The following is a 23,230-nucleotide window of genomic DNA, read 5'->3' as shown; positions in this document are numbered from 1 at the left end:
GTCACTCGGAGCCGTCATTCGAAGACGATGTGCACGACGAACCACGCCGCGAATCCCGCCAGCGCGAGGATTCCGACGGGCCGCCACCACCGCACCGGCCGGATGCCCAGCAGGGCCCGGGTGCGTTCGCTGATGGTGTCGCCGGACTTCTTGGTGACCAGGGCGGCGATCTCCACGCCGAGAACCGCCAGGCCGAGTGCCACCAGGACGATGGCGGGGACCTCTTTCACCGGAGTGTCCTTCCGGCCGCGCGTCGGCCGAACCGTCCACAGCGGACGGAGTCGCGACGGTCTGCCTCCAGTGTGGCGCGCGTCACTGGTTATTGCACGGGCGGGGAAGGCGACAGTTCACGAGGGGCGGCCGGGAATCGGCCGCCCCTCGCGGTTCCGCCTCACTCGGCCGCTTCGGCCGGCTTCTCCTTGTCGGCCGCTTCGTCCTCGGCCTTCGGCTCGGCGGCCGGGTTCTCCTCGGCCGGAGCGTCCTCGGCCGCAGCCTCTTCCTCCGCCTCGGCCTGCTCCAGCGCCACCCCGCGACGCTCGACCACGTCGAAGCGCCCGTCCCCGTCGAGGTCCTTCTCGATGATGTCGGGCACGCCGTCCCCGTCGAGGTCGGTCTCCAGGGTGTCGATCACGCCGTCGCCGTCGGCGTCGACCGCGTGGGTCTCGAAGGTCCCGTCCCCGTCGAGGTCGACGTAGACCTCCCCGTCGGGCTGCACGACCGCGTCGAACTTGTCATCGCCGTTGTAGTCGATGTACTTCGTGTCGCCGATGACGGTGACCTCGTCGGGCACGCCGTCGCCGTTCAGGTCGTAGATGACCTCCGGCTTGGCCGCGGTCTCCTCGTTGTCGCTCATCGCACCCGTCCTGACTCGTCGTGTGTTCGTGAACCCGCATCTTACGAAGTGCTCGGGCTGTACCCTTTCGGCGCGAGTAGATAGTGTGGACTCCAAACTAACTAGAGGACCTCGGGGGAGCCCTCGACCAGCAAGGGAGACACCGTGAACCCTCCAAGCGCGCGACGCGCGCGACTCTTATCGCTCGCCGTCCTCACCGCACTCGTCGCCGTCGCCGGACTGTTATCCCTCGTCCCCACCGCGAGCGCGGCGGCCCCCGGCTGCCGCGCCGACTACCGTGTCACCTCCCAGTGGAGCGGCGGCTTCACCGCCGAGATCGGCCTGACCAACCTCGGCGACCCGGTCGCCGGCTGGTCGCTCACGTGGACCTTCCCCGCCGGCCAACGGGTGACCAGGCGTGGAACGCGCAGGTCACCCAGAACACCGCGGCCGCAACGGCCACCGACGTCGGGTGGAACCGCCAGATCGCCACCGGTGCGGCCGTCGCCTTCGGCTTCAACGCCTCATGGAGCGGCCAGAACACCGTCCCCGCGACCTTCGCGCTCAACGGAGTGACCTGCACCGGCGCGACCACCCCGACCACGAGCCCGACCGCCGGACCGAGCCCCACGACGCCGCCGGGCGACCCGTGGAACCCGCCGGCCGCGCTCGCCCCGGGCCTGACCGAGGTCTGGAACCACGTCGAGAGCACCTATCCGAACCTCTACGGGTTCCGCAATTACGGCTGGGACCAGCTCTTCGCCAACGGCGGCGCGATCAACTACTGCGTCCGCTGGGACTCCTCCGCCCCGGTCTCGGCGGCACTGCGCGACCGGATCCACGCCGGCCTGACCCGGCAGTTCACGAAGTGGATGGACGCGCTCAAGGGCTGGAGCGACTGGCCTTACCCGACCGTGCCGGTCAAGGTCGTCGGCTGGGCCGTCCGCGACCGCGCGACGCTCCAGTGGACTGACGACTCCGTCGACATCTACGTCAACGACATCAACGAGAACGCCCCGCAGTGCGCGCCCGCCTGCGGCCGCTTCTTCCACCAGGACGGGAACTACTCCGGATGCCCCGGCGGCAGGGCCCACCACTACGACATGTCGCTGTGGCTGACCTCGAACTTCGGCGGCGGCGCCGGCGGCGACTGGGGACAGCGCGTCGGCAGCGAGTACTTCGTCGGCGCCCTGGGGCAGGAGGACGTCCACATCTTCCTGCACGAGGTCGGCCACTCGTTCGGCCTCGGCGACTTCTACGACTGGACTCCCAGCGGTGTCTGCTGCTTCCTCATGAAGGCCGGCAGCGCCTCCTCGATCACCGAGTTCGACCGGTGGATGCTGCGCGACTGGTGGCGCCACCTCAAGAGCCGCTACGGCTATTAGCGAGGGTCGCGCGGCCGTTCGGCGGTGCCCGGGTCCTCCGGGCGGCCGCGCCCGTCACACCCTGTTATCGTCGCCGCGACACCAGGATCCGGGGACCTTGACAACGTTGTCAACCCGTGGTCGGGTGGGCCATCGCCTCCCGCGTGACCCCGCCCGCCCCACACCCTGGAGACGCCGACATGAGCAGAGACAGGAAGGTCCACCGATCACTGTGGACGGTGAGCGCCACCTGTATGACCCTGATTGCGAGCACGATCATTCCCACCGAAGCCACCGCCGCACCCGCCGGCCCGACGGACTTCGCCACCTCCTTCGAGGACGGCCAGCCCGCGCCCGACTGGACCGACACGGTCGAGACCACACCCTCCGGTGACCGGCTCACCGACGGAGTCGACGGCACCACCCGCACCGGGATCCCCGGCAACGTCATGGACTCCGTGGTCGCGGTGGCCGCCAGCGGCGAGAACGGACCCGACGAGATCAAGGAGAACCTCGCCGACGGCGACGCCTCCTCGAAGTGGCTGGTGTTCGAACCCACCGGCTGGGCCGCGTTCACCCTTGCCGAACCCGTCGCGGTCGTCCACTACGCCCTCACCTCGGCCAACGACGCCGCCGAGCGCGACCCGGCCGACTGGACCCTCCAGGGCTCGCTCGACGGCGTGACCTGGACCGACCTCGACCACCGCGCCGGCGAGGTCTTCGGCGAGCGCTTCGAGACGAGGGAGTTTCGTTTCGGCAACACCACCGCCTACGCCCACTACCGCCTCGACGTCACCGGCAACGCCGGGGCCGACATCCTCCAGCTCGCCGAGATCCAGCTGTCCGACGGCGACACCACGCCCCCGCCGCCCACCGACATGAGGAGCTTCGCGACCTCCGGCCCGCCGTCCTCCCCGACGGCGAAGGGACGCGTCGGGTACACCGGCCTGCGCTCGCTCCAGTTCTCCGGCCGGCACCTCGCCGAGGGCCGTGCGTACTCCTACAACCGGATCCTCGACGTCGACATCGCCGTCACCCCGCAGACCGAGCTGTCCTATCTGATGTTCGTCGGCCACACGCCCGGCGACCTGCGCGATCCCGGCACCTACGCGGCGGTGGACCTCGCCTTCGACGACGGCACGTACCTCTCGCGTCTCGGCGCGCTCGACCAGCACGGTGTGCGCCTCGACCCGCGCTCGCAAGGCCGGTCGAAGACGCTCTACACGGGGCAGTGGAACCACAAGTCGGCGCGGATCGGCGAGGTGGCCGCCGGGCGGCGGATCACCCGGATTCTGGTCGCCTACGACAATCCCGAGGGTCCGCCCACCTCGTTTCGCAACTTCGTCGACGACATCTCGATCGTCGGCGCGCCTCCCGCGGACACCCGCGCGCTGCCCAGCGACTACGTCCTGACCACGCGCGGAACCCAGTCCTCGGGCAGCTTCTCGCGCGGCAACAACTTCCCCGCGACGGCCGTCCCGCACGGTTTCAACTTCTACACACCGCTGACCAACGCCGGTTCGACGAGCTGGCTGTACGAGTACCACCGGGCCAACAACGCCGACAACCGCCCGACGCTCCAGGCGCTGTCGGTCAGCCACGAACCGAGTCCCTGGATGGGCGACCGGCAGACCTTCCAGGTGATGCCCTCGACCGCTCCGGGCGTGCCGGATCCCTCGCGGACGGCGCGGGCGCTGCCTTTCGGGCACGAGAACGAGGTGGCGCAGGCGCACTACTACGGTGTGGGCTTCGACAACGGACTGCGCGCCGAGATCGCGCCCGCCGACCACTCGGCGCTGTTCCGCTTCACCTTCCCCGGCGACGACGCCTCGCTGATCTTCGACAACGTCAACAACAACGGCGGCCTGACCCTCGATACCGCGTCGGGGACCCTGTCCGGCTTCTCCGACGTGCGCAGCGGCCTGTCCACGGGCGCCACCCGCATGTTCGTGTACGCCGAGTTCGACCGGACCGTCACCGAGGGCGGCGCGCTGCCCGGCAGTGGCCGTCCCGACGTCACCGGCTACCTGCGCTTCGACGCCGGCGCCGAGCGGACCGTGACCATGCGGCTGGCGACCTCGCTGATCGGCCTCGACCAGGCGAAGGCGAACCTGCGCATGGAGCTCGGGCAGCTGTCCTTCGACGCCGTCCGGGACGCCGCGCAGGCCGCGTGGAACGCCCGGCTCGGCATCATCGAGGTCGAGGGTGCCACGCCCGACCAGCTCACCACGCTCTACTCCAACCTCTACCGGCTGTTCCTCTACCCCAACGTCGGCCACGAGAACACCGGGACGCCCGAGCTGCCGGCGATCCGCTACGCCAGTCCCTTCTCACCGAAGGCGGGGCCGGACACACCGACGCACACGGGCGCGACGGTCGTCGACGGCTCGATGTACGTCAACAACGGCTTCTGGGACACCTACCGCACGACCTGGCCGGCCTACACCCTGCTCACCCCGGGCAAGACCGCCGAGATGATCGACGGCTTCGTGCAGCAGTACAAGGACGGCGGCTGGATCTCGCGCTGGTCCTCGCCGGGCTACGCCAACCTGATGACCGGTACCAGCTCCGACGTGGCCTTCGCCGACTCCTACCTCAAGGGCGTCACCGATTTCGACGTCGAGGCGGCCTATGACGCGGCGGTGAAGAACGCCACCGTCGCGCCGCCGAGCGCCGGGGTCGGTCGCAAGGGCCTGGACACCTCGATCTTCCTCGGCTACACCTCGACCGACACCGGCGAGGGCATGTCGTGGGCGCTGGAGGGCTACCTCAACGATTACGGCATCGCCAACATGTCGAAGGCCCTCTACGAGGCCGACCCGGACGGCCCCCGGGCCGAGGAGTACCGGACCAACCATCGTTACTTCATCAACCGGGCACAGAACTACGTCAACATGTTCGATCCCTCGATCGACTTCTTCCAGGGCCGCGACGCCGACGGCGAGTGGCGGGTTCCCGCGGAGTCCTTCGACCCGGCCGAATGGGGCCACGACTACACCGAGACCAACGCGTGGAACATGGCCTTCACCGTTCCGCAGGACGGGCGCGGGCTGGCCAACCTCTACGGAGGCACCGACGCGCTGGCGTCGAAGCTCGACGAGTTCTTCGCCACGCCGGAGACCGCCGACCCGGCCAACGCCGGCTCCTACGGCGGGATCATCCACGAGATGGTCGAGGCGCGCGACGTGCGAATGGGCATGTACGGGCACAGCAACCAGCCCGCCCACCACATCGCCTACATGTACGACTTCGCGCGGCAGCCGTGGAAGACGCAGGCGCTCGTGCGCGAGGCCACGTCGCGGCTGTACCTCGGCGGCGAGATCGGGCAGGGCTACCCCGGCGACGAGGACAACGGCGAGATGTCGGCGTGGTGGCTGTTCTCCGCGCTGGGCTTCTACCCGCTCCAGATGGGCTCGGACAACTACGCGGTCGGCTCGCCGATGTTCACCAAGGCCACGGTGCACCTGGAGAACGGCCGCGACCTGGTGGTCAACGCGCCGAAGAACAGCGCCCGCAACGTCTACGTCCAGGGGTTGCGCGTCGACGGGAAGCGCTGGGACAAGACCTACCTCCCGCACGACCTGCTGTCGTCCGGCGCGCGTCTCGACTTCGAGATGGGCCCGGCGCCGTCGCGATGGGGAACGGCCCGTGACGCGGCACCGCCGTCGATCACGAAGGACGGCGAGGTGCCGGCACCGCTGCGCGACGTCACCGGCGGCGCGCAGAGCCCGACGCCGGAGCTGTTCGACGACGACTCGGGCACCGAGGTGACCGTCGACGGCGTGGCCATGACCGTCGACTGCGAGCTCGGCGAACGGGAGAAGGCCGGGATGTACACCCTGACCTCCGGCGCCGGGCCCGGCGACCCGTCCTCGTGGACGGTGCTGGCCTCCGAGGACGGCCGCAAGTGGACCGAGGTGGACCGCCGCACCGACGAGGTCTTCGCCTGGCGCCACCAGACGCGGGCCTTCGCCGTCGAGGATCCGGGGAGATACCGCTACTACCGGATCGTGGTGAGCGCCAACAGCGGTGAGGCGACGACCTCGCTGTCGGAAGTGGAGTTCCTGGCCGAGCCGGGAGGCTGAGCCGGGGAGCCGGGACGGTCCGCGAGGGCCGTCCCGGCCGGCCGCGTTAAGCGTTCGGGGGAGGCTGGGCGGAGATTTTCGGCTCTGTTTCGGCTCGCGCGCATTGCCCGCCGGGCGCCGCGTGACCGCCGCGCGCCCGCTTTGATCACGTTTCCACGCCTGGCGCGGGTGCCCACTGGAAACGGTTACGGCCTGACTTCACAGGGTTTCGCCGGTATTTGAACTAAGCCCGATCACGACCCCCTGACCAGCGCGTTCGTCCGTCTACAATGGATGTCACTGATCGGACAGAGCCGGTTTCGCCCGGTGACTAGGCTCCCGGGACCCAGACTTCCTCCACCGTGGAGCGCCCATGAACACTGCCCGACCGAGCACAGTGACAGCGCCCGCCAAGGGCCTGAGCCCGAGGAACCTGGCCCGGCTGGGCAACCTTCTGCGCGCCCGGCCCCTCGAAACCTTCGCCGCCCTCCGCGACGCCGGACCGCTCGTCCGCTACCGGCTGGGCGGCCGGATCCTCTACGTGGCCAACGATCCGGAACTCGTCTACCAGATCCTGGTCAAGCACGGCGAGGCCATCGTCCGCGGTTCGCAGTTCGAGAAGCTCAAGCCCCTCATGGGCGACGGACTGCTCACCACCGACAACCAGACCCACCGCCGCAACCGCCCCATCGTCAACCCCTCCTTCCACCGCGACAAGCTCAACTCCTACGTCGCCGTCATGGCCGAGGAATCCGACCGCCGCGCCGCCGAGTGGCACGACGGCCAGGTCCTCGACATGCAGTCCGAGGGGCGCAAGAACGCCCTCGCCGTCGCCGCCCGCTGCCTGTCCATGTCCGACCTCGCCGACCGCGTCGCCACCGACGTCGAGAAGCACTTCCCGCGTTTCCTCGACGGAATCAACCCGCGCGCCATGCTGCCCCGCTGGGCGGGCGACCACCTGCCCGGCAACCGGCACTTCGTCTCCTCGGTCCGCTATATCCGCGAGACCCTCGCCGAACTGGTCGCCCACCACGAGAAGCTCCTCGCCGACGACGAGACCCCGCAGTCCGACCTGGTCACCGGCCTGCTCACGGCGAGCAACCCCGAGACCGGCGAGCGCTTGTCGGCCGCGCAGGTCAGCGACGAGGTGGTCACCCTCTTCGTGGCCGCGACCGACACGACGTCCAACACGCTCGCCTTCGCGCTGCGGGTCCTCGGCGACGATCCGGAGCTCGCCGCGCGCGTCCGCGCCGAGGCCGACGCGGCCTTCGGCGAGGGACCGGCCGACCTGGCGACCGTCGGGCGCCTCGAACTGACCCATCGCGTGGTCAAGGAGGTGCTGCGCAAGTACACGCCGCCGTGGCTGGTGACGCGAAAGGTCGTCACCGACGTCGACGTCGACGGGCCGGACGGCACGACCTACCGGCTGCCCGCAGGTTCCGAGCTGGTGTTCTCGCCGTGGGCGATCCATCGCAACCCCGCCGTTTACACCGACCCGGAGCGCTTCGACCCCGACCGCTGGCTGCCCGAGCGCGCCAAGTCGATCCCTCGGCACTCGTGGCTGCCCTTCGGCGCCGGGCGCCGCAAGTGCATCGGCGAGGCCTTCGCCGAACTGGAGGTCACCTTGACGCTGGCGGTGTGGATGCGGCGGTGGCTGGTCGAGCCGACCGCGAAGAAGCCGGTGCGGCCGATCCCGTCGGCGACTCTGCGGCCCGACGACGCCAAGGCCGTGGTGCGCAGCCGCTGATCCGTGGTGTCCGGTGGGCCGCGGAGGGGCTCACCGGACCGCTCTCGACATGACCGGGCGCGCGGGCGTAGTTGCCGGCCACACCTTCGCATGCGGGCAGGGACTCGAAGAAGTAGTAGTAGGTGACGATGGTGATGCGGTCGAACGTCCCACCTGGATCCGGAAACTGGTCGGCGACTACACAGGGGGTTCCCTCCCCGTGGTATTTCTTTGCGGCCTTGGAGTTGTCGAAGCCGGCTTGGCGCAGTCGCTCGGCCGCTTGATCAACCGGGATCCCCGTCAGGTCGGGAACTTCGGCGGTCTTGCCATCGCCGGGCGGGTCCTCACCGTCAGGAGGGTCTTCGCCTCCATTGTCCCCGTCTCCGTCCCCCTCCCCGTTGCCGTCATCCCCACTGGTGGGACTGGGCTGCTTGGTGGGGTCCTTTTCGTCGGGTGTCTTCCCGGTGCTCTTCGAGGGGTCGGCCTGGGGGTCGGTCGACTGCTGGTCGGTTCCGCTGGACGGGCCCGAGGGTGCGGGTAGTTGTCCGCCGCTGGCGTCGCCGCCGCCGTGTGGTCCCCGGCCCAGCCACGGCTGCCAGGCGATGAGCCCGGTGAGCAGGAGGGCGACGATCACGCAGGGCATCACGAGAAGCCGTCTGCGGCGGCCCTTCTCAGGCGCGGGGTCTTCGGGTTCGGGCGGCGGCGACGGCGCCTCGGGCTCCTCGGAGATGCCGTTTGCCTCGGGTTCCTCGGCATCCGGCTCCTCGGCATCGGCGTCGGGGACCTCGGCGACCGGTTCCGCGAACGCCGTCGACACGTCGGTCTCGGACGTCGCCAGGCACGCCAGCCCGAACTCCCGTACGGTCGCCCACCGCTGCGCCGGGTCCTTCCGTAGTGCCTTCATGATCGCCGCCGACAGTGCTTTGGGCACCTCGTCGGGCAGCGGCACGGGCTCTTCGGAGAGCTGGCGGTACATGATGGACGCGGAGGTCGCCGAGACGAACGGCGGGGCACCGGTCAGGCACTCGTAGGCGACGATGCCCAGCGAGTAGATGTCGTTGGCCGGTACCGGATCGCCGTCGGTGAGGTGCTCGGGGGCCGAGTAGGCCACGGTGCCGATCACCATGCCGGTGTCGGTGAGGCCGGTGTCGGCGCTGTTGCGGGCGATGCCGAAGTCGATGATCTTCACGACCCCGCGGGACGTGATGAGGATGTTGGCGGGCTTGACGTCGCGGTGGACGATCCCGGCGGTGTGGGCCGCGTGCAGTCCTTCGGCGGCGGCGACGACCACGCGCGTGGTCTCGGCGACGGAGAGCGGACCCTCGTCGCGCAGAACGTCCGCCAGCGAGTTCCCGGTGACCAGCTCCATGATCAGGTATGCCCTGGTCCCGTCGGCGGTCTCCTCCTCGCCGTAGTCGTAGATCGCGGCGACGCTTCGGGTGTTCAGCGCCGCCACGAGGGTCGCCTCGGAGACGAAGCGCGCCCGGAACTCCTCGTTGTCGGACAGGCCCGGGTGGAGCATCTTGACCGCGACCGGACGCTTCAGGCGCAGATCGGTGCCGCGCCAGACCTCTCCCATGCCCCCGGCCGCGATGCGTTCGTCGAGGCGGTACCTGTCCACGATCAGATCCCCGACGGGCACGGCGGAGTCCTCCCCAGAGATCACCGAGATTCGTTCGCCGCGGCGGCGGCCGGAGCCATTATGGCAAAAGGCCGCCAAGCGTGGGGATTGGTTGTACCGCCGTGGAAGCGGGACGCCGGGTCAGGACGGGGGACCGGTGCGCCAGCGGATGCGGCGCCGCCCCGGCTCGGCGTCGAGGGCCTCCCCGACCGCCGTGCGCACCGCGGCGCGCAGCCCTCGCAGTGCGTGCTTGGGGACCTGCCCCGCTCCCGGATCCTCGCGCAGCTCCTTCAGCAGCGACCAGCACAGCGCGAGCATGACCAGCACGAACGGCAGGGCAACCAGGATGGTGGCCTGCTGAAGGGCCTCAAGGCCACCGGCGACCAGGAGTACGCCCGCGACCGCCCCGATGAGCACACCCCACGTCACCACCAGCCACTTCCTGGGCAGCAGCGAGCCCCGGCTCGACAGCGAACCGAGCACGAGCGAGGCCGAGTCGGCGCCGGTCACGAAGTACAGCGCCACCAGGATCACGCACACCACCGAGGTCACCGTGTACAGCGGCATCGACTCCAGTAGCCCGAACAGCGCCTCCTCCTCGCCACCGGCCAGCTCCGCGACCAAGTCGGCGCGCCCGGTCGCCTGCGTCCGGATCGCCGCCCCGCCCAGCACCGAGAACCACACCGCGCTGGCTCCGCTGGGCACCAGCAGAACCCCGACGATGAACTGCCGCACGGTCCGCCCGCGCGAGATCCGCGCGATGAAGGTCCCCACGAACGGCGCCCACGACAGCCACCAAGCCCAGTAGAAGATCGTCCACGTGCCCAGCCAGTCGGCGTCGGAGAAAGCGCCCGTCCGCGTCGCCATCGGCAGCAGGTCGTTGAGATAGCCGCCGACGCTGGCCGGCAGCACGTCGAGGATGTACACCGTCGGCCCGAGCACGAAGATGAAGACCATCAGCGCCGCCGCCAGGATCAGGTTCGCCGTGCTCAGCCACTTCACACCCCGGTGCACCCCGGAGAACGCCGAGACCACGAACGCCGCCGTGAGCGCGCCGATGATGATCAGTTCGAGGGCCCGGCTGTCGGGGACCCCGCTCACGATCTTCAGCCCCGCGGCGATCTGCAGCGCGCCGAGCCCGAGGCTCGTCGCCGAGCCGAAGACCGTCGCGAAGATCGCCAGCAGGTCGATCGCCCGCCCGGGCCCGCCGTTGGCCCGGCGCTCGCCGAGCAGCGGGACGAAGGCCGCCGACAGCCGGTTGCCGCGCCGCTTGCGGAAGGTCGCGTAGGCCAGCGCCAGACCGGCCACCGCGTAGATCGCCCACGGATGCAGCAGCCAGTGGAAGAAGGTGTACTCCATGGAGGTGCGGGCCGCGTCGTCGCCGAGCGGGGCGATGCCCGTTCCCGGGGGAGGGGCGGCGAAGTGGGTCAGCGGCTCGGCGACGCCGTAGAACATCAGGCCGATGCCCATTCCCGCGCTGAACATCATCGCCACCCACGCCAGCGTGGTGAACTCCGGCTCCTCGTCGTCGGCGCCCAGCCGGATGGGGCCGAAGCGACTGGCGGCGATGACCACGGCCAGCACGAGGAAGACGTCGGCGGCGACCACGAACAGCCAGCCGAAGTTGTGCAGGACCCAGGCGAGGCCGACGTCGGCGACCGAGCTCATCGAGTCCCCGCCGAGGGCGCCCCAGGCCAGCACGGCCAGCACCAGCGCCGCACCCAGGCCGAAGACCGTCTTGTCGACCGGCAGCGACTTCTCCGCGGGTGGCGGGGGCGGCGAATCCTCAACGGATGTTTCCGGCATTTCGTCACTATGGGGCGAGTGGTGCCCGATCCACCGGCGGCACGCCGGACGGGAACGTGAAACGACCCCGGCGTGGTGCCGGGGCCGTCGTGCCGGGGTGCCGGTCTAGCAGTAACCGACGCGAACGCAGCTCAGGTAGAAGCCCTGGCAGTAGTCGTACCAGCAGCGGTAGTAGCTGCCGCCGTCGCAGCGGTAGCGTTCGCGCTCGCAGGGAGCGGCCTGCGCCTCGGCCGGCGGGACGAGTCGGGTGAGCAAGCGGTCGGCGGTCTTGTTGAAGGACTTCATCATCATCTCCAGGGCGGTGGAGGGGTGTTGAGGACCCAGGCTAGAGGGGACAGGTACACCGGACCGCATACGAAGAGTGTCAGGATAATTACTCAAGATCGATGTCGCCGGGCGAAACGGCCCCGGCACAGGTGTGCCGGGGCCGCCTGGTCGGCGAAAGGTCAGACCGAGACCTTCACATCCAGTTCGGCGCCTTCGGCGGCGTCGAGGCCGGCCTCACCGACGTTGCCGGCGTTGCGGACGTCGCCGAGCACCGCGCGGGCGCGTTCGACCGTCGCGGGGTCGGCCGTCACCCGCATGGAGGCGACCTCGGCGCGCATCGACAGCTTCTGCTCGGACTTGGCCTTGCGCACCGCCCCGATGAGCGCGACGGCGGTGTCCAGCAGGGCGGGGTCGGCGTCGGTGACCATGAGCTGCGCGGGCCAGGCGCTGCGGTGCACCGAGCCCTCCTGCCACCACGACCAGGTCTCCTCGGTCACGAAGGGCAGGATCGGCGCGAAGAGCCGCTGCACCGTCGACAAGGCCACGGCCAGTGTCGCCCGTGCCGACTCGGCGGCAGCGTCCCCGACCTCGCCGTAGGCGCGGGTCTTGACGAGCTCGACGTAGTCGTCGCAGAAGAGCCAGAAGAACTCCTCGGCGGCGTCGAGGGCCTTGGCGTAGTCGAAGGCTTCGAAGGCCTCCGTGCAGGCGTCCACCGTGGACGCCAGCCGCGCGACCAGCGCCCGGTCGAGCGGCTCGGTGATCGCGTCGAGCCGGTCGAGGTGCCCGGCCGTCGCACCGATGCCGAGCACGAAGCGGCTGGCGTTGAGCAGCTTCACCGCAAGGCGGCGTCCGACCTTCATCTGGCCCTCGTCGAAGGCGGTGTCGGTGCCCGGACGGCCCGAGGCCGCCCAATAGCGCACGGCGTCGCTGGAGTACTTCTCCAGCAGGTCCATCGGGGTGACCACGTTGCCGACCGACTTCGACATCTTCTTGCGGTCCGGGTCGACGATCCAGCCCGAGATCGCCACGTGCCGCCACGGCAGCACGCCGAACTCCTGGTGCGAGCGGACCACCGTGGAGAACAGCCAGGTCCGGATGATCTCGTGCGCCTGCGGTCGCAGGTCCATCGGGAAGACCCGCCCGAACAGGTCCTCGTCGCGCTCCCAGCCGCCGGCGATCTGCGGGGTCAGCGAGGAGGTCGCCCAGGTGTCCATCACATCCGGGTCGCCGGTGAAGCCACCCGGCACGTCGCGCTGGGCGGCCTCGAAACCGGGCGGCACGTCGGCGCTCGGGTCGACCGGCAGCGTCGCCTCGTCGGGCACGATCGGGCTGTCGTAGAGCGGGTCGCCGGCCTCGTCGAGGCGGTACCAGACCGGGATCGGCACGCCGAAGAAGCGCTGCCGGGAGATGAGCCAGTCGCCGGCCAGTCCGCCGACCCACGACTCGTAGCGGTGGCGCATGTAACCCGGGTGCCAGTCGAGCTCCCGGCCGCGTTCGAGCAGGCGCTCGCGCAGGGCGTCGTCGCGGCCGCCGTTGCGGATGTACCACTGGCGGGTCGTGACGATCTCTAGCGGCTTGTCGCCCTTCTCGTAGAACTTCACCGGGTGCGAGATCGAGCGCGGCTCGCCGATCAGGTCGCCCGAGGCGCGCAGCTGCTCGACGACCAGCGCCTTGGCGCTGTGGACGGTCTTGCCGGCCAGTTCGGCGTAGGCCGCCAGCCCCGCCTCGTCGGTCAGACCGCGCGGCGGGTCGGCGATGATCCGGCCGTCGAAGCCGAGCACCGAGCGCGTCTCCAGGTCTAGCTCGCGCCACCACACGACGTCGGTGGTGTCGCCGAAGGTGCAGACCATCGCGATGCCGGTGCCCTTCTCGGGGTCGGCGAGGCGGTGGGCGACCACGGGCACGTCTACGTTGAAGACCGGCGTGCGCACCGTCGAGCCGAACATGGCCTGGTAGCGCTCGTCCTCGGGATGCGCGACCAGCGCCACGCACGCCGGGAGCAGCTCCGGGCGGGTCGTGGCGATCTCGACCGTCGCGCCGTCCTGGGCGTGGAAGGTGAGGTGGTGGTAGGCGCCGGGCCGCTCGCGGTCCTCCAGCTCGGCCTGTGCCACCGCCGTGCGGAAGGTGACGTCCCACAGGGTCGGCGCCTCGGCGAGGTAGGCCTCGCCGCGCGCGAGGTTGCGCAGGAACGCGCGCTGCGCGGCCGAGCGCGAGGCGTCGTCGATCGTGGCGTAGGTCATCGACCAGTCCACGCTCAGCCCCAAGTGGCGCCACAGCTCCTCGAAGGCCCGCTCGTCTTCGACCGTGAGCCGCTCGCACAGCTCGATGAAGTTCCTCCGCGAGATCGGCAGCTGCTGGCGGCTCGGTTTCTCCGGCGGCGCGAAGTCGGCGTCGTAGGGCAGCGAGGGGTCGCAGCGCACGCCGAAGTAGTTCTGCACCCGGCGCTCGGTCGGCAGGCCGTTGTCGTCCCAGCCCATCGGGTAGAAGATCTCTTTGCCGCGCATCCGCTGGAAGCGCGCGATGGCGTCGGTGTGCGTGTACGAGAAGGCGTGGCCGATGTGCAGGGACCCCGAGACCGTCGGCGGGGGAGTGTCGATGGAGAAGATCTCCTCGCGCGACTTCGAACGGTCGAAGCGGTAGGTCCCCTTCTCCTCCCATACCTGTACCCACGCGGCCTCCAACCCGTCGAGGGTCGGTTTCTCCGGCACACGGGGATTCTGGGAGTTCGTCATGGCTGGCAGAGTACCCACGGCCCTCAGGCGCACGCACGCCCATATGGGGCGACACGCCAGCGCCGGGCTGCGCCCCGGGAAGATCGTCACTGGCTACTCTGCCGAGTACCGGCACCCGCGCGACGGCGGCGCGGCGCCGGAGGCTTTGGGGGCGCCTGACATGACAGTGCACAACGTGTCCTTCGTGACCGCGAACGCGGCGAAGCTCGCCGCGGCGCGCGAGCACCTGTGCGCGCTCGGCATCGAGGTCACGGCGGTGAACCTCGACCTTGAGGAGATCCAGTCCACCCGCGTAGGCGACGTGGCCGCGCACAAGGCGCGGCAGGCGCACCGGGTGCTCGGCAGCCCGGTCATCGTCGAGGACTCCGGCTTCACTATCGACGAACTCGAATATCCAGGCCCGCTCGTGCGTCCGTTGCTGGCCGCGACCGGTGCCCGTGGCGTCGTGGCCCTCGCCGACCTCACCCGGACGCGCACCGCGCGCTTCGAGTCGGTGCTGGTCTACATCGGGGCCGACGGCTCGACACGCAGCTTCAACGGCACCGGCCGTCCCGGAACCGTCGCGACCGTGCCCATCGGGGCCGACGGAGTGGGGGTGTGGGCGCAGCTGTGGCGGGTGTTCATTCCCGACGGACAGCGCACGACGCTGGCGGCGCTCGACGCCGAGACCCGCGACCGCCTGCTCGCCGACTGGCGGAAGGAGTCGGTGTTCGCCTCCCTCGGCCGCTGGCTGGCCGAGCCCGGCTTAGGGCGTGTCCGGGTGATCACTGCGGGGCTGCGGCGGACTCGCCTCGCACCCACAAGACCACCAGGACACGCCTTAGGGCGTGTCCTGGGCCGGCGTCCCGGTCGGTCAGCCCTCCAGGTGGCGCTCGACCGACTCGACCTTGTTGGTGATGCCGTCCTCGCGCCCGGGGTGGTAGTCGATCTTGATGACCGTGCTGACGCGGGGCGCCTGTTCGGCGACGACCTGGATCGCCTGCGTGACGACGACCATGACCTCGGCGAGGCTGCCGCCCTCCACGACCGTGAACATCGCGTCGGTGCGGTTGGGCAGGCCCGAGTCGCGCACCACCTTCACCGCGTCGGCCACAAGCCTGCCGACGTGTTCACCGACGCCGAGGGGGGTCACGCTGAACGCGACGAGTGCGGACACGGCTGATCCTTTCTCGAAAGAAGATCGCTTCAGCGTATCGGTGGCGGCCGCACGTGTGGGTCGAACGCGAAAGACGTACGCGTACCAAGCGGGTTGCGCGCGCTTGGCATGATCGGACGAAGCCACGCAACGGCCCCGAATCGCCCCCCGCCGATCCGTCCGTCGCGAACCCGCCGATCCGCCTCGGCATCCGGCGCCCGAGGCTCGCGAAACCAGTCGCGGAAGGCAATCCCGAGGGGTCGCGATGGCCCCTGCCTAAAACGTCCATAATGGACTGGCGAGAAGTTTTACCGGCCTTCCCTGATTCGTAGTTTCCTGCCATAGTGCAGGTGGGCCCGCTCGCCCCCGGGCGGGCCGGTGCCGGCGCAGCGGCACCGAACCACCGAGCGAGGAGCACGAATCCCATGACCAAGAAGGCATTACGGCGGCCGGGGTCGGCCCGCCTGACGCAACGGTTCCTGGCACTCGTCGCGACAGGCGTGATGGCCGTCGGTTCCATCGTCGGCCTCACCGGCACGGCCGCCCAAGCCGAGCCCACGGTGACGGCCAACCCCCAGGGCATCGACGTCTCTCACTGGCAAGGCGCGATCAACTGGACCTCGGTGCGCAACGCCGGCATCGAGTTCGCCTACATCAAGTCCACCGAGGGGACCACCTACAAGGACCCCAACTTCAACAGCAACTACCCCAACGCCTACCACGCGGGCGTCATCCGGGGCGCCTACCACTTCGGGCGGCCCAACGTCTCCAGTGGAGCCGTGCAGGCGAACTACTTCGTCAACAACGGCGGCGGCTGGTCGCGTGACGACCGGACCCTCCCCGGCGCGCTCGACATCGAGTGGAACCCCTACGGCGCGACCTGCTATGGGCTGTCGACGACCGCGATGCGCAACTGGATCGCCGACTTCGCCAACACGTACAAGTCGCGCACCGGCCGCGACGTCGTGATCTACACCGCCGCGAGCTGGTGGAACCAGTGCACCGGCAGCTGGACCGGTCGCGGCACCCTCAACCCCCTGTGGGTCGCGCACTACACGACCGGCAGTCCCGCCATTCCCGCCGGATGGCCCGTTTACACCATCTGGCAGTACACCTCGACCGGCTCGGTGTCGGGCGTGCCCGGCAACGTGGACCGCAACATCTTCAACGGTTCCCGCGACAGGCTGCTCGCCCTCGCCAACAACACCTGATCCCGGCGAACGGCGGGGCGGCCATCGAGCCGCCCCGCCTCCCTACAACGAGAGAAGGGCACATGAACGACAAGAGCGGCGCCACCCGCCGCACCGTCCTGACCGGAGTCACCGGACTCGCCGCCGCGGCCACCATCCCCTTGGTCGCGGCCACGGCGTCGGCCGGTGACGGATTCTCCGCCGTCGACCAGCCGCGCGTCTACTCCTGCGACGAATGGGGAGCGCGCCCGCCCAACGGCACACCGGTCATCGTGCAGAGCAGGCCGAACAAGATCATCGTGCACCACACGGCCTTCCCCAACACGACCGACTACTCCCTGGACTACGCGTTCCAGAACTCGCGCGACATCCAGGACCTGCACATGGACGACAACGGCTGGTCCGACTCCGGTCAGCACTTCACCAACAGTCGTGGCGGTTTCCTCACCGAGGGCCGCCGGGGGAGCCTCGACGCGCTGCTCGGCGGCACGACGATGATCCAGGGCGCCCACTGCGTCGGCCAGAACTCACAGGCCATCGGCATCGAGAACGACGGCTCCTACCACCTGGGTGCGCCGGTTCCGGCCGCGCAGTGGGACAGTCTCGTCCAGTTCTGCGCGTTCATCTGCCGGCAGTACGGGGTGCCGGCGGAGGAGATCCACGGGCACAAGGACTTCAACTCGACGCTGTGTCCCGGAGGGCTGTGGGACCGGCTGCCCGAGCTGCGGGCCGCTGTGGCGGGCTTGTTGGGGTGAGGGGTAAGTAGTACGGCGCACGACCCGGCATGCGCCGGTGGGAGCGGGGCTCCCACCGGCGTTTTTCGTGGGTGGGGAATGGCCGGGTGAGGGAGAGGCCGTGGGGTTGGGCGCGTGCGTGCGGGTGTGCGGTTGCGGGAGCGGGGCCGCCCGCCGCGCCCGCAATGCCACGCCCCGCCGTGCCCCCGCCACGCCCCGCCGTGCCCCCGCCACGCCCCGCCGTGCCCCCGCCACGCCCCTACCCCGCCACCGTCGCCAAGCCGCCGTGCGCGTTCAGCACGATCCCCGTGCTGAACGTCGCCTCGAAGCCCAAGAACAGCGCGGCCGCGGCCATCTCCTCCGGATCGGCGTGCCGCGACATCGGCGTCAGCTCCTCGCCCGCCTTCTGGTTCGCCTCCCGCTCGGCCTCGGAACCAAAGACAATCCCCATCGTCGGCGTCTGCGTGAACCCCGGTGACAGCACGTTCACCCTGATCCCCAGGGGCAGGAACTCCGCCGCGAAAGCCGAGGCGAAACCGCGCACGGCCGCCACCGCCCCGGTCGCCGCGCTCGTCCCCGCGAAACCGAAACCGTCGAGAACGGCCGTCGTGAACACGAACGAACCGCCCCGGTTCACCATCGGCAGCAGCCGGCGCGTCGTGAAGAAGGCGCCCTTCGCCTTGATCGCGAACATCCGGTCGTAGGCCTCCTCGGTCACCTCGGCCAGCGGCCGCATCTCGGCGTATCCGACGTTGACGAACACGAAGTCCACCGCGCCGAGCCGCTCGGCGACCGCCGCGCCCAACGCGTCGATGTCGGCCATGTCGGCGGCGTCCGAGCGCAGCACGTGCGCCGCCCGCCCCGCCAGCTCGGCCCGCGCCGCCGCCACGTTGTCCTCGTTTCGCCCGGTGAGCAGCACCTCGGCGCCGCCGTCGAGCAAACGCTTCACCGTCGCCAACCCGATCCCGTGCGTCCCGCCGGTCACGACGGCCTTCTTGCCCGCGTAAGCACCCATCTTCGCCACGTCCTCTCATCGCTGGTGGTCACGAGCCTGCGCGCGACGGGTTATGGAATCGTTTCGCCCGGACCGCTAGCCTCGTCCCATGCGGTTCGGAGTCCTGGGTCCACTCACGGTGAGCCGGGCCGACGGCGAAACCCTCGCCGTACCCGAGGCGAAGGTCCGCCTCCTCCTCGCCGACCTGCTCGCCAACGCCGGCGCGCCCGTCGGCACCGACCGCCTCATCGACGACCTGTGGGGCGGCCACCCACCCGCCGACCCACGCGCCGCCCTGCGCGTGAAGGTCTCCCAGCTGCGCCGCGTCGTCGGCCGCGACCGGGTCGTCCACACCGCTCGCGGCTATCTTCTGCGCGTCGCCGACACCGACGCCGCCGACTTCGAACGGCTGGTCACCCGAGCCTCCGTCACGCCCGACCCGGCCGGCCGCGCCGCGCTGCTCACCGAGGCCCTCGGCCTCTGGCGGGGTGACGCCTTCGCCGAGCACGCCGACGAGCACTTCGCGCGGCCGGTCATCACCCGCCTGGACGAGCGCCGGCTGGCCGCGGTCGAGGAACTCGCCGAGGCGCGCCTCGCCCTCGGTGAGCACGCGCTCGTCACCGCCGAACTGGCCGCGCTCGTCGCGGAGCATCCGACGCGCGAGCGCCTGCGTGCCGCGCACCTGCTGGCGCTGTACCGCTCGGGGCGGCAGGCCGAGGCCGTCGAGGGGTTCGCCGCCCACCGTGTCCGCCTGCGCGACGAACTGGGCCTCGACCCGGGTCCCGCGCTGGCCGGCCTGCACCGCGCGATGCTGGCCCAGGACCCATCGCTGCTTGCCCCGCCGGGCACCACGATCTCGGCCTCGCTGCCGGTCGCCGCCACGCCGCTGTTCGGTCGCGAGGACGAACTGGGCGCGCTCGGGGAACTGCTCGGGCGGGCGCGGCTGGTGACGCTGCACGGGCCGGGCGGTGTCGGCAAGACCCGGCTGGCGCTGGCAGCGGCGGTCACCGAGTTCGACGCGGCCTTCGCCGATCTCGCCGCCTTGGCCGCGGGTGCCTCCCAGGAAGGGGTCGCCGCGGTCGTCGCCGTCGCGCTCGGCCTACGCGAGGACGCAGCCGGGGATTTCGAGGCCGCCGTGGCCGGCCGTCGCACCCTTCTGGTCCTCGACAACTGCGAGCACGTCCTCGACGGCGCCGCCGACCTCGTCGCGCTGCTGCTCAAGGCCGCGCCCGAGCTTCGCGTGCTGGCCACCTCACGTGAGCCGCTGGGCCTGTCCGCGGAGCACGTCCGCGCGGTCGCGCCGCTGCCGGAGGCGGCCTCGGCGCGGTTGTTCGCCGAGCGCGCGGCCGCCGCCGGTGTGCCCGTCGACCTGTCCGAGCCCGAGACCGCCGCGACGGTGACCGGCATCTGCCGCCGGCTCGACGGCATTCCGCTGGCCGTCGAGCTCGCCGCCGCGCGTGCGCCCTCGCTGGGCCTTGGGGAGCTGGCCGCGCGCCTCGCCGACCGCTTCGCGCTGCTCACCCACGGACCGCGCGACGCCCCCGCGCGGCAGCGCACGCTGCGCGCGGTCGTCGACTGGAGCTGGGAACCGCTCCCTCCGGCCGAGAAAGCGGTCCTGCGCAGGCTCTCCGTGCACGCCGGCGGTTGCGACCTGGCGGCGGCCGAGCAGGTCTGCGCGGGAGACGGCGTCGCCATCGGCGAGGTCGCCGGCCTGCTCGCCCGCCTCGCCGGCCGCTCCCTGGTCACGGTCGCCCACAGCGCGGGACGCTCCCGGTACCGGCTCCTGAGCACCGTCGCGGCCTACGGCCTCGAACGCCTCATCGAGTCAGGTGAGACCGACGCGGTCCGCCGGCGGCACCGGCACCACTACCTGCGCCTCGCCGAACGGCTGAGTCCTCTCCTCCGCGGGCCCGACCAGCTGCGGGCGCTCGCCGTCCACGACGCCGAGGCCGCGAACCTCCGCGCCGCCTTGCGCGACGCGGTCGCGGCCGAACCCGAGGTCGCCGAGTCCCTCGCCGCGGCACTGGCCTGGTACTGGCACCTGCGGGGCCGGCGCGGTGAGGCCCGCGAGGCGCTGGCCGCCGTCGGCGGTGCCGAGGCCGCGACCTGGCGCGCGGTCCTCGACATCACGGCGGGCACCGAGCTCGATCCCGTCTCACGTGCGCGGGAGGCCTCAGCGGCCGATCCCCGCCCGGAGGCCGCCTGGCTGCTGAGCGACGCGCTCTTCGGGCTCGGCGCGCTGAGCACCGGTGAGAGGCTCAACGACCGCGCTCTCGACGACTTCGCCTCCGCCGGCGACGACTGGGGGGTCGCCGTCGCCCTCGTCGGCCGCGCCCGCCGCCGCGTCGCGCGCGGGGAGTTCGTCGCGGCGAGGGCCGACGCGACCCGCGCGCTGTCTCTCGTGGACGATCGCTGGGTGGCCTCGCAGGCCGCCGAGGAGCTGGCCGCCGTCGCCGAGATCACCGGCTCGCACACCGAGTCGGCACGCCTGCGGGCACGCGCGGTCGCCGACGCCGAGGAGCTCGGCCTTCCCGTCGCGCACGCTTTGGCGAGGCTCGGCCGCACGGCGCTGGTCACCGGAGACCTCGCTCGCGCGCGGGAACTCCACGAACGGGCCCTCGACCTGGCGACGGCGGCGGCCGACGAGGGGACCGCGCAGTTCGCCGAGGTCGGCCTCGCTCTGACCGCTCGCCGTCAGGGCGCCCTCGACGAGGCCGAGGCGCGGCTGACGCGATGGCTCGCCTGGTGCCGCCGCCGCGACGGCGAGGCCGGGCTGGCGCTGATCTCGGCCGAACTGGGCTTCATCGCCGAGCTGCGCGGCGAGGAGGGCGCGGCCCTGGCCAACCACCGGGAGGGCCTGGCCGCCGCCCGCCGCTTCGGCGACCCGAGGGCGCTGGCACTGGCGCTGGAAGGCCTCGCGGGCGCGCACGCCCTCGGCGGACGGCTGCGCCTTGCCGCCGCGCGTCTGGCTCGCGCGCAGGCCTTGCGCGCCGAGGTCGGTGCCCCGCTCCCGCCTGCCGAGAGAGGGGACACCGACCGGATCAGGCGCGCTATCGAGTCCCGAACTCCTCAAGGAGCCGGCGGGCGATGATCGTCTTCTGGATCTCGGCGGTCCCCTCGCCGATCAGCAGCATCGGCGCCTCGCGGTAGAGCCGCTCGATCTCGTACTCCTTGGCGTAGCCGTAGCCGCCGTGGATCCGAAACGAGTCCTCGACGACCTCCTTGCAGTACTCCGACGCCAGGTACTTCGCCATCCCGGCCTCCAGGTCGTTGCGCCGTCCGCCGTCCTTGCGCCGGGCGGCCATGACCATCATCTGGTGGGCGGCTTCGACCTTCGTGCCCATCTCGGCGAGCTTGAACGCGATGGCCTGGTGCTCGGCGATGGGTTTGCCGAAGGTCCGGCGCTGTTGCGCGTAGGCGATGCCCAGCTCGAAGGCCCGCATCGCGACCCCGCAGCCCCGGGCGGCGACGTTGACGCGGCCGACCTCGATGCCGTCCATCATCTGGTAGAAACCGCGGCCGGTGGCGCCGCCGAGCACCGCTTCCCCGGGGAGGCGGTGGTCGTCGAGGATCATCTCGGTGGTGTCGACGCCCTTGTAGCCCATCTTGTCGATCTTCCCCGGGATGGTCAGGCCCGGCGCGACCGTCCCGAAGCCGGGCTCCTTCTCGATGAGGAAGGTCGTGAGGTTCTTGTGCGGGGCCTCGTGGCCGTCGTCGGTGCGGCACAGCACCGCGACGAGGTTGGCCGAGCCGCCGTTGGTCAGCCACATCTTCTGACCGTTGAGGACGTACTCGTCGCCGTCGCGGCGGGCCCTGGTGCGCAGGGCGGCGACGTCGGATCCCATGCCGGGCTCCGACATCGAGAACGCGCCCCGGACCTCACCGGTCGCCATGCGCGGCAGGAGACGCGCCCGCTGCTCGTCCGTGCCGTGGTGGGCGAGCAGGTGCGCCACGATGAAGTGGGTGTTGATGATCCCCGAGACGCTCATCCAGCCCCGGGCGATCTCCTCGACGACCAGAGCGTAGGTCAGCAGCGACTCGCCGAGGCCCCCGTACTCCTCGGCGATGGTCAGTCCGAACAGGCCCAGATCCTTCATGCCCTCGACGATCTTCGCCGGGTACTCGTCGCGGTGCTCCAGCTCGGTGGCGACCGGCAGGATCTCCTTGTCGACGAACTCCCGCACGGTGGCGAGGATGTCGCGCTGAACCTCGGTGAGGCCCTCGGTGGCCGCGAGTCTGCCCATCACCGGCTTCCCTTCTCCTGTACGGCGGGGACCGGACGGCCGGGCTGCTCGCCGCCGCGGGCGTCCAGGTACTCCTGGGTCGGCACCATGACCTTGCGCCGGAACACGCACACCACGACGCCGTTCTGGTTGTAGCCGCGCGTCTCCACGTGCACCACGCCCCGGTCGGGTTTGGACTTCGACGGCGTCTTGCCCAGCACCTCGGTCTCGCCGTAGACGGTGTCGCCGTGGAAGGTCGGGGCGATGTGCCGCAGCGACTCGACCTCCAGGTTCGCGATCGCCTTGCCCGACACGTCGGGCACCGACATGCCCAGCAGCAGCGAGTAGACGTAGTTGCCGACGACGACGTTCTGCTTGAACTCCGTGGTCTGCTCGGCGTAGTGCGCGTCGAGGTGCAGCGGATGGTGGTTCATCGTCAGCAGGCAGAACATGTGGTCGTCGTACTCGGTGACGGTCTTTCCCGGCCAGTGCTTGTAGACCGCGCCGACCTCGAACTCCTCGAAACTGCGCCCGAATCCCAT

At 70.8% G+C, this 23,230-nt stretch carries 14 protein-coding genes and 4 pseudogenes; 8 read left to right on the top strand and 10 right to left on the bottom strand.

The genetic code is table 11. The annotated features are described in order from the left end of the window. Window positions 1-14: 14 nt before the first annotated feature. Together AB0I28_RS35125 and AB0I28_RS35120 are read right to left on the bottom strand one after the other, a co-directional pair. Window positions 15-230 carry a hypothetical protein gene (locus AB0I28_RS35125; protein ID WP_357500039.1) on the bottom strand — a complete coding sequence of 72 codons (216 nt, stop codon included), beginning with the start codon at window positions 228-230 and terminating at the stop codon, window positions 15-17. A 161-nt stretch (window positions 231-391) separates the two neighbouring features. Then, window positions 392-853 (bottom strand): VCBS repeat-containing protein, encoded by a 462-nt coding sequence (locus tag AB0I28_RS35120; RefSeq protein ID WP_357500038.1) that lies wholly within the window; start codon window positions 851-853, stop codon window positions 392-394. 144 nt (window positions 854-997) lie between these two features. On the opposite strand from AB0I28_RS35120, the pseudogene AB0I28_RS35115 reads away from it, so the two are divergent. From AB0I28_RS35115 to AB0I28_RS35100, 4 genes and pseudogenes are all read left to right on the top strand, one after another. Further along, a pseudogene (locus AB0I28_RS35115) lies at window positions 998-1,353 on the top strand (cellulose binding domain-containing protein); the annotation flags it as partial. Window positions 1,354-1,404: 51 nt separating this feature from the next. After that, complete coding sequence (locus tag AB0I28_RS35110) at window positions 1,405-2,217, top strand: hypothetical protein (RefSeq protein ID WP_357500145.1); 813 nt, start codon at window positions 1,405-1,407, stop codon at window positions 2,215-2,217. A 233-nt stretch (window positions 2,218-2,450) separates the two neighbouring features. After that, window positions 2,451-6,263: pseudogene (locus tag AB0I28_RS35105) on the top strand (GH92 family glycosyl hydrolase); the annotation flags it as partial. A gap of 370 nt (window positions 6,264-6,633) precedes the next feature. Continuing rightward, window positions 6,634-8,007: a cytochrome P450 gene (locus AB0I28_RS35100; RefSeq protein ID WP_357500037.1), complete on the top strand. Its 1,374-nt coding sequence runs from the start codon at window positions 6,634-6,636 to the stop codon at window positions 8,005-8,007. A 133-nt stretch (window positions 8,008-8,140) separates the two neighbouring features. Here the strand turns inward: AB0I28_RS35100 and AB0I28_RS35095 are convergent. The 4 genes and pseudogenes from AB0I28_RS35095 to valS all read right to left on the bottom strand — a co-directional run. Beyond that, window positions 8,141-9,607 (bottom strand): annotated as a pseudogene (locus AB0I28_RS35095) (serine/threonine protein kinase); the annotation flags it as partial. A 141-nt stretch (window positions 9,608-9,748) separates the two neighbouring features. Continuing rightward, window positions 9,749-11,413 carry a BCCT family transporter gene (locus AB0I28_RS35090; RefSeq protein ID WP_357500036.1) on the bottom strand — a complete coding sequence of 555 codons (1,665 nt, stop codon included), beginning with the start codon at window positions 11,411-11,413 and terminating at the stop codon, window positions 9,749-9,751. Window positions 11,414-11,518: 105 nt separating this feature from the next. Further along, complete coding sequence (locus AB0I28_RS35085) at window positions 11,519-11,698, bottom strand: hypothetical protein (RefSeq protein ID WP_357500035.1); 180 nt, start codon at window positions 11,696-11,698, stop codon at window positions 11,519-11,521. A gap of 161 nt (window positions 11,699-11,859) precedes the next feature. Further along, a complete protein-coding gene (valS, locus tag AB0I28_RS35080) occupies window positions 11,860-14,412 on the bottom strand; it encodes a valine--tRNA ligase (protein WP_357500034.1) in 2,553 nt (850 codons plus the stop codon). On the opposite strand from valS, the pseudogene AB0I28_RS35075 reads away from it, so the two are divergent. Next, window positions 14,411-15,079: pseudogene (locus AB0I28_RS35075) on the top strand (non-canonical purine NTP pyrophosphatase); the annotation flags it as partial. The gene valS and the pseudogene AB0I28_RS35075 overlap by 2 nt on opposite strands. 186 nt (window positions 15,080-15,265) lie before the next feature. Here AB0I28_RS35075 and AB0I28_RS35070 read toward each other — a convergent pair. After that, the gene (locus AB0I28_RS35070; RefSeq protein WP_357500143.1) at window positions 15,266-15,568 is read right to left on the bottom strand and encodes a thiamine-binding protein; all 303 of its coding nucleotides are present in this window, start codon (window positions 15,566-15,568) and stop codon (window positions 15,266-15,268) included. Between the two features lie 404 nt (window positions 15,569-15,972). Between AB0I28_RS35070 and AB0I28_RS35065 the strand changes: the two genes are divergently transcribed. Both AB0I28_RS35065 and AB0I28_RS35060 read left to right on the top strand, forming a co-directional pair. Further along, complete coding sequence (locus tag AB0I28_RS35065; protein WP_357500033.1) at window positions 15,973-16,758, top strand: lysozyme; 786 nt, start codon at window positions 15,973-15,975, stop codon at window positions 16,756-16,758. A gap of 62 nt (window positions 16,759-16,820) precedes the next feature. Further along, window positions 16,821-17,492 (top strand): peptidoglycan recognition family protein, encoded by a 672-nt coding sequence (locus tag AB0I28_RS35060; RefSeq protein ID WP_357500032.1) that lies wholly within the window; start codon window positions 16,821-16,823, stop codon window positions 17,490-17,492. 238 nt (window positions 17,493-17,730) lie between these two features. Here the strand turns inward: AB0I28_RS35060 and AB0I28_RS35055 are convergent, their stop codons facing one another. Beyond that, the gene (locus AB0I28_RS35055; RefSeq protein ID WP_357500141.1) at window positions 17,731-18,486 is read right to left on the bottom strand and encodes an SDR family oxidoreductase; all 756 of its coding nucleotides are present in this window, start codon (window positions 18,484-18,486) and stop codon (window positions 17,731-17,733) included. 88 nt (window positions 18,487-18,574) lie between these two features. Between AB0I28_RS35055 and AB0I28_RS35050 the strand changes: the two genes are divergently transcribed. Further along, window positions 18,575-21,556 carry a BTAD domain-containing putative transcriptional regulator gene (locus AB0I28_RS35050; RefSeq protein WP_357500031.1) on the top strand — a complete coding sequence of 994 codons (2,982 nt, stop codon included), beginning with the start codon at window positions 18,575-18,577 and terminating at the stop codon, window positions 21,554-21,556. On the opposite strand, the gene AB0I28_RS35045 is transcribed toward AB0I28_RS35050, so the two are convergent. Beyond that, window positions 21,516-22,709: an acyl-CoA dehydrogenase family protein gene (locus tag AB0I28_RS35045; protein ID WP_357500030.1), complete on the bottom strand. Its 1,194-nt coding sequence runs from the start codon at window positions 22,707-22,709 to the stop codon at window positions 21,516-21,518. The genes AB0I28_RS35050 and AB0I28_RS35045 overlap by 41 nt on opposite strands. Further along, a complete protein-coding gene (locus AB0I28_RS35040) occupies window positions 22,709-23,230 on the bottom strand; it encodes a MaoC family dehydratase (RefSeq protein ID WP_357500029.1) in 522 nt (173 codons plus the stop codon). Before AB0I28_RS35040 ends, AB0I28_RS35045 begins: the two co-directional genes overlap by 1 nt.

The sequence above is a fragment of the Phytomonospora sp. NPDC050363 genome (assembly GCF_040655735.1).
In the GTDB taxonomy this organism is placed as follows: Bacteria; Actinomycetota; Actinomycetes; order Mycobacteriales; family Micromonosporaceae; genus Phytomonospora.
Note: the sequence above shows the minus strand (reverse complement) of the source record. Positions and strands in the feature narration are given on the sequence as shown.

What these genes read in the sequence shown, in the direction of transcription:
- AB0I28_RS35090 (WP_357500036.1), bottom strand. Translation starts at nt 11,413, where the DNA reads ATGCCGGAAACATCCGTTGAGGATTCGCCGCCCCCGCCACCCGCGGAG.
- valS (WP_357500034.1), bottom strand. Translation starts at nt 14,412, where the DNA reads ATGACGAACTCCCAGAATCCCCGTGTGCCGGAGAAACCGACCCTCGAC.
- AB0I28_RS35120 (WP_357500038.1), bottom strand. Translation starts at nt 853, where the DNA reads ATGAGCGACAACGAGGAGACCGCGGCCAAGCCGGAGGTCATCTACGAC.
- AB0I28_RS35100 (WP_357500037.1), top strand. Translation starts at nt 6,634, where the DNA reads ATGAACACTGCCCGACCGAGCACAGTGACAGCGCCCGCCAAGGGCCTG.
- AB0I28_RS35050 (WP_357500031.1), top strand. Translation starts at nt 18,575, where the DNA reads ATGCGGTTCGGAGTCCTGGGTCCACTCACGGTGAGCCGGGCCGACGGC.
- AB0I28_RS35085 (WP_357500035.1), bottom strand. Translation starts at nt 11,698, where the DNA reads ATGAAGTCCTTCAACAAGACCGCCGACCGCTTGCTCACCCGACTCGTC.
- AB0I28_RS35065 (WP_357500033.1), top strand. Translation starts at nt 15,973, where the DNA reads ATGACCAAGAAGGCATTACGGCGGCCGGGGTCGGCCCGCCTGACGCAA.
- AB0I28_RS35060 (WP_357500032.1), top strand. Translation starts at nt 16,821, where the DNA reads ATGAACGACAAGAGCGGCGCCACCCGCCGCACCGTCCTGACCGGAGTC.
- AB0I28_RS35055 (WP_357500141.1), bottom strand. Translation starts at nt 18,486, where the DNA reads ATGGGTGCTTACGCGGGCAAGAAGGCCGTCGTGACCGGCGGGACGCAC.
- AB0I28_RS35045 (WP_357500030.1), bottom strand. Translation starts at nt 22,709, where the DNA reads ATGGGCAGACTCGCGGCCACCGAGGGCCTCACCGAGGTTCAGCGCGAC.
- AB0I28_RS35040 (WP_357500029.1), bottom strand. Translation starts at nt 23,230, where the DNA reads ATGGGATTCGGGCGCAGTTTCGAGGAGTTCGAGGTCGGCGCGGTCTAC.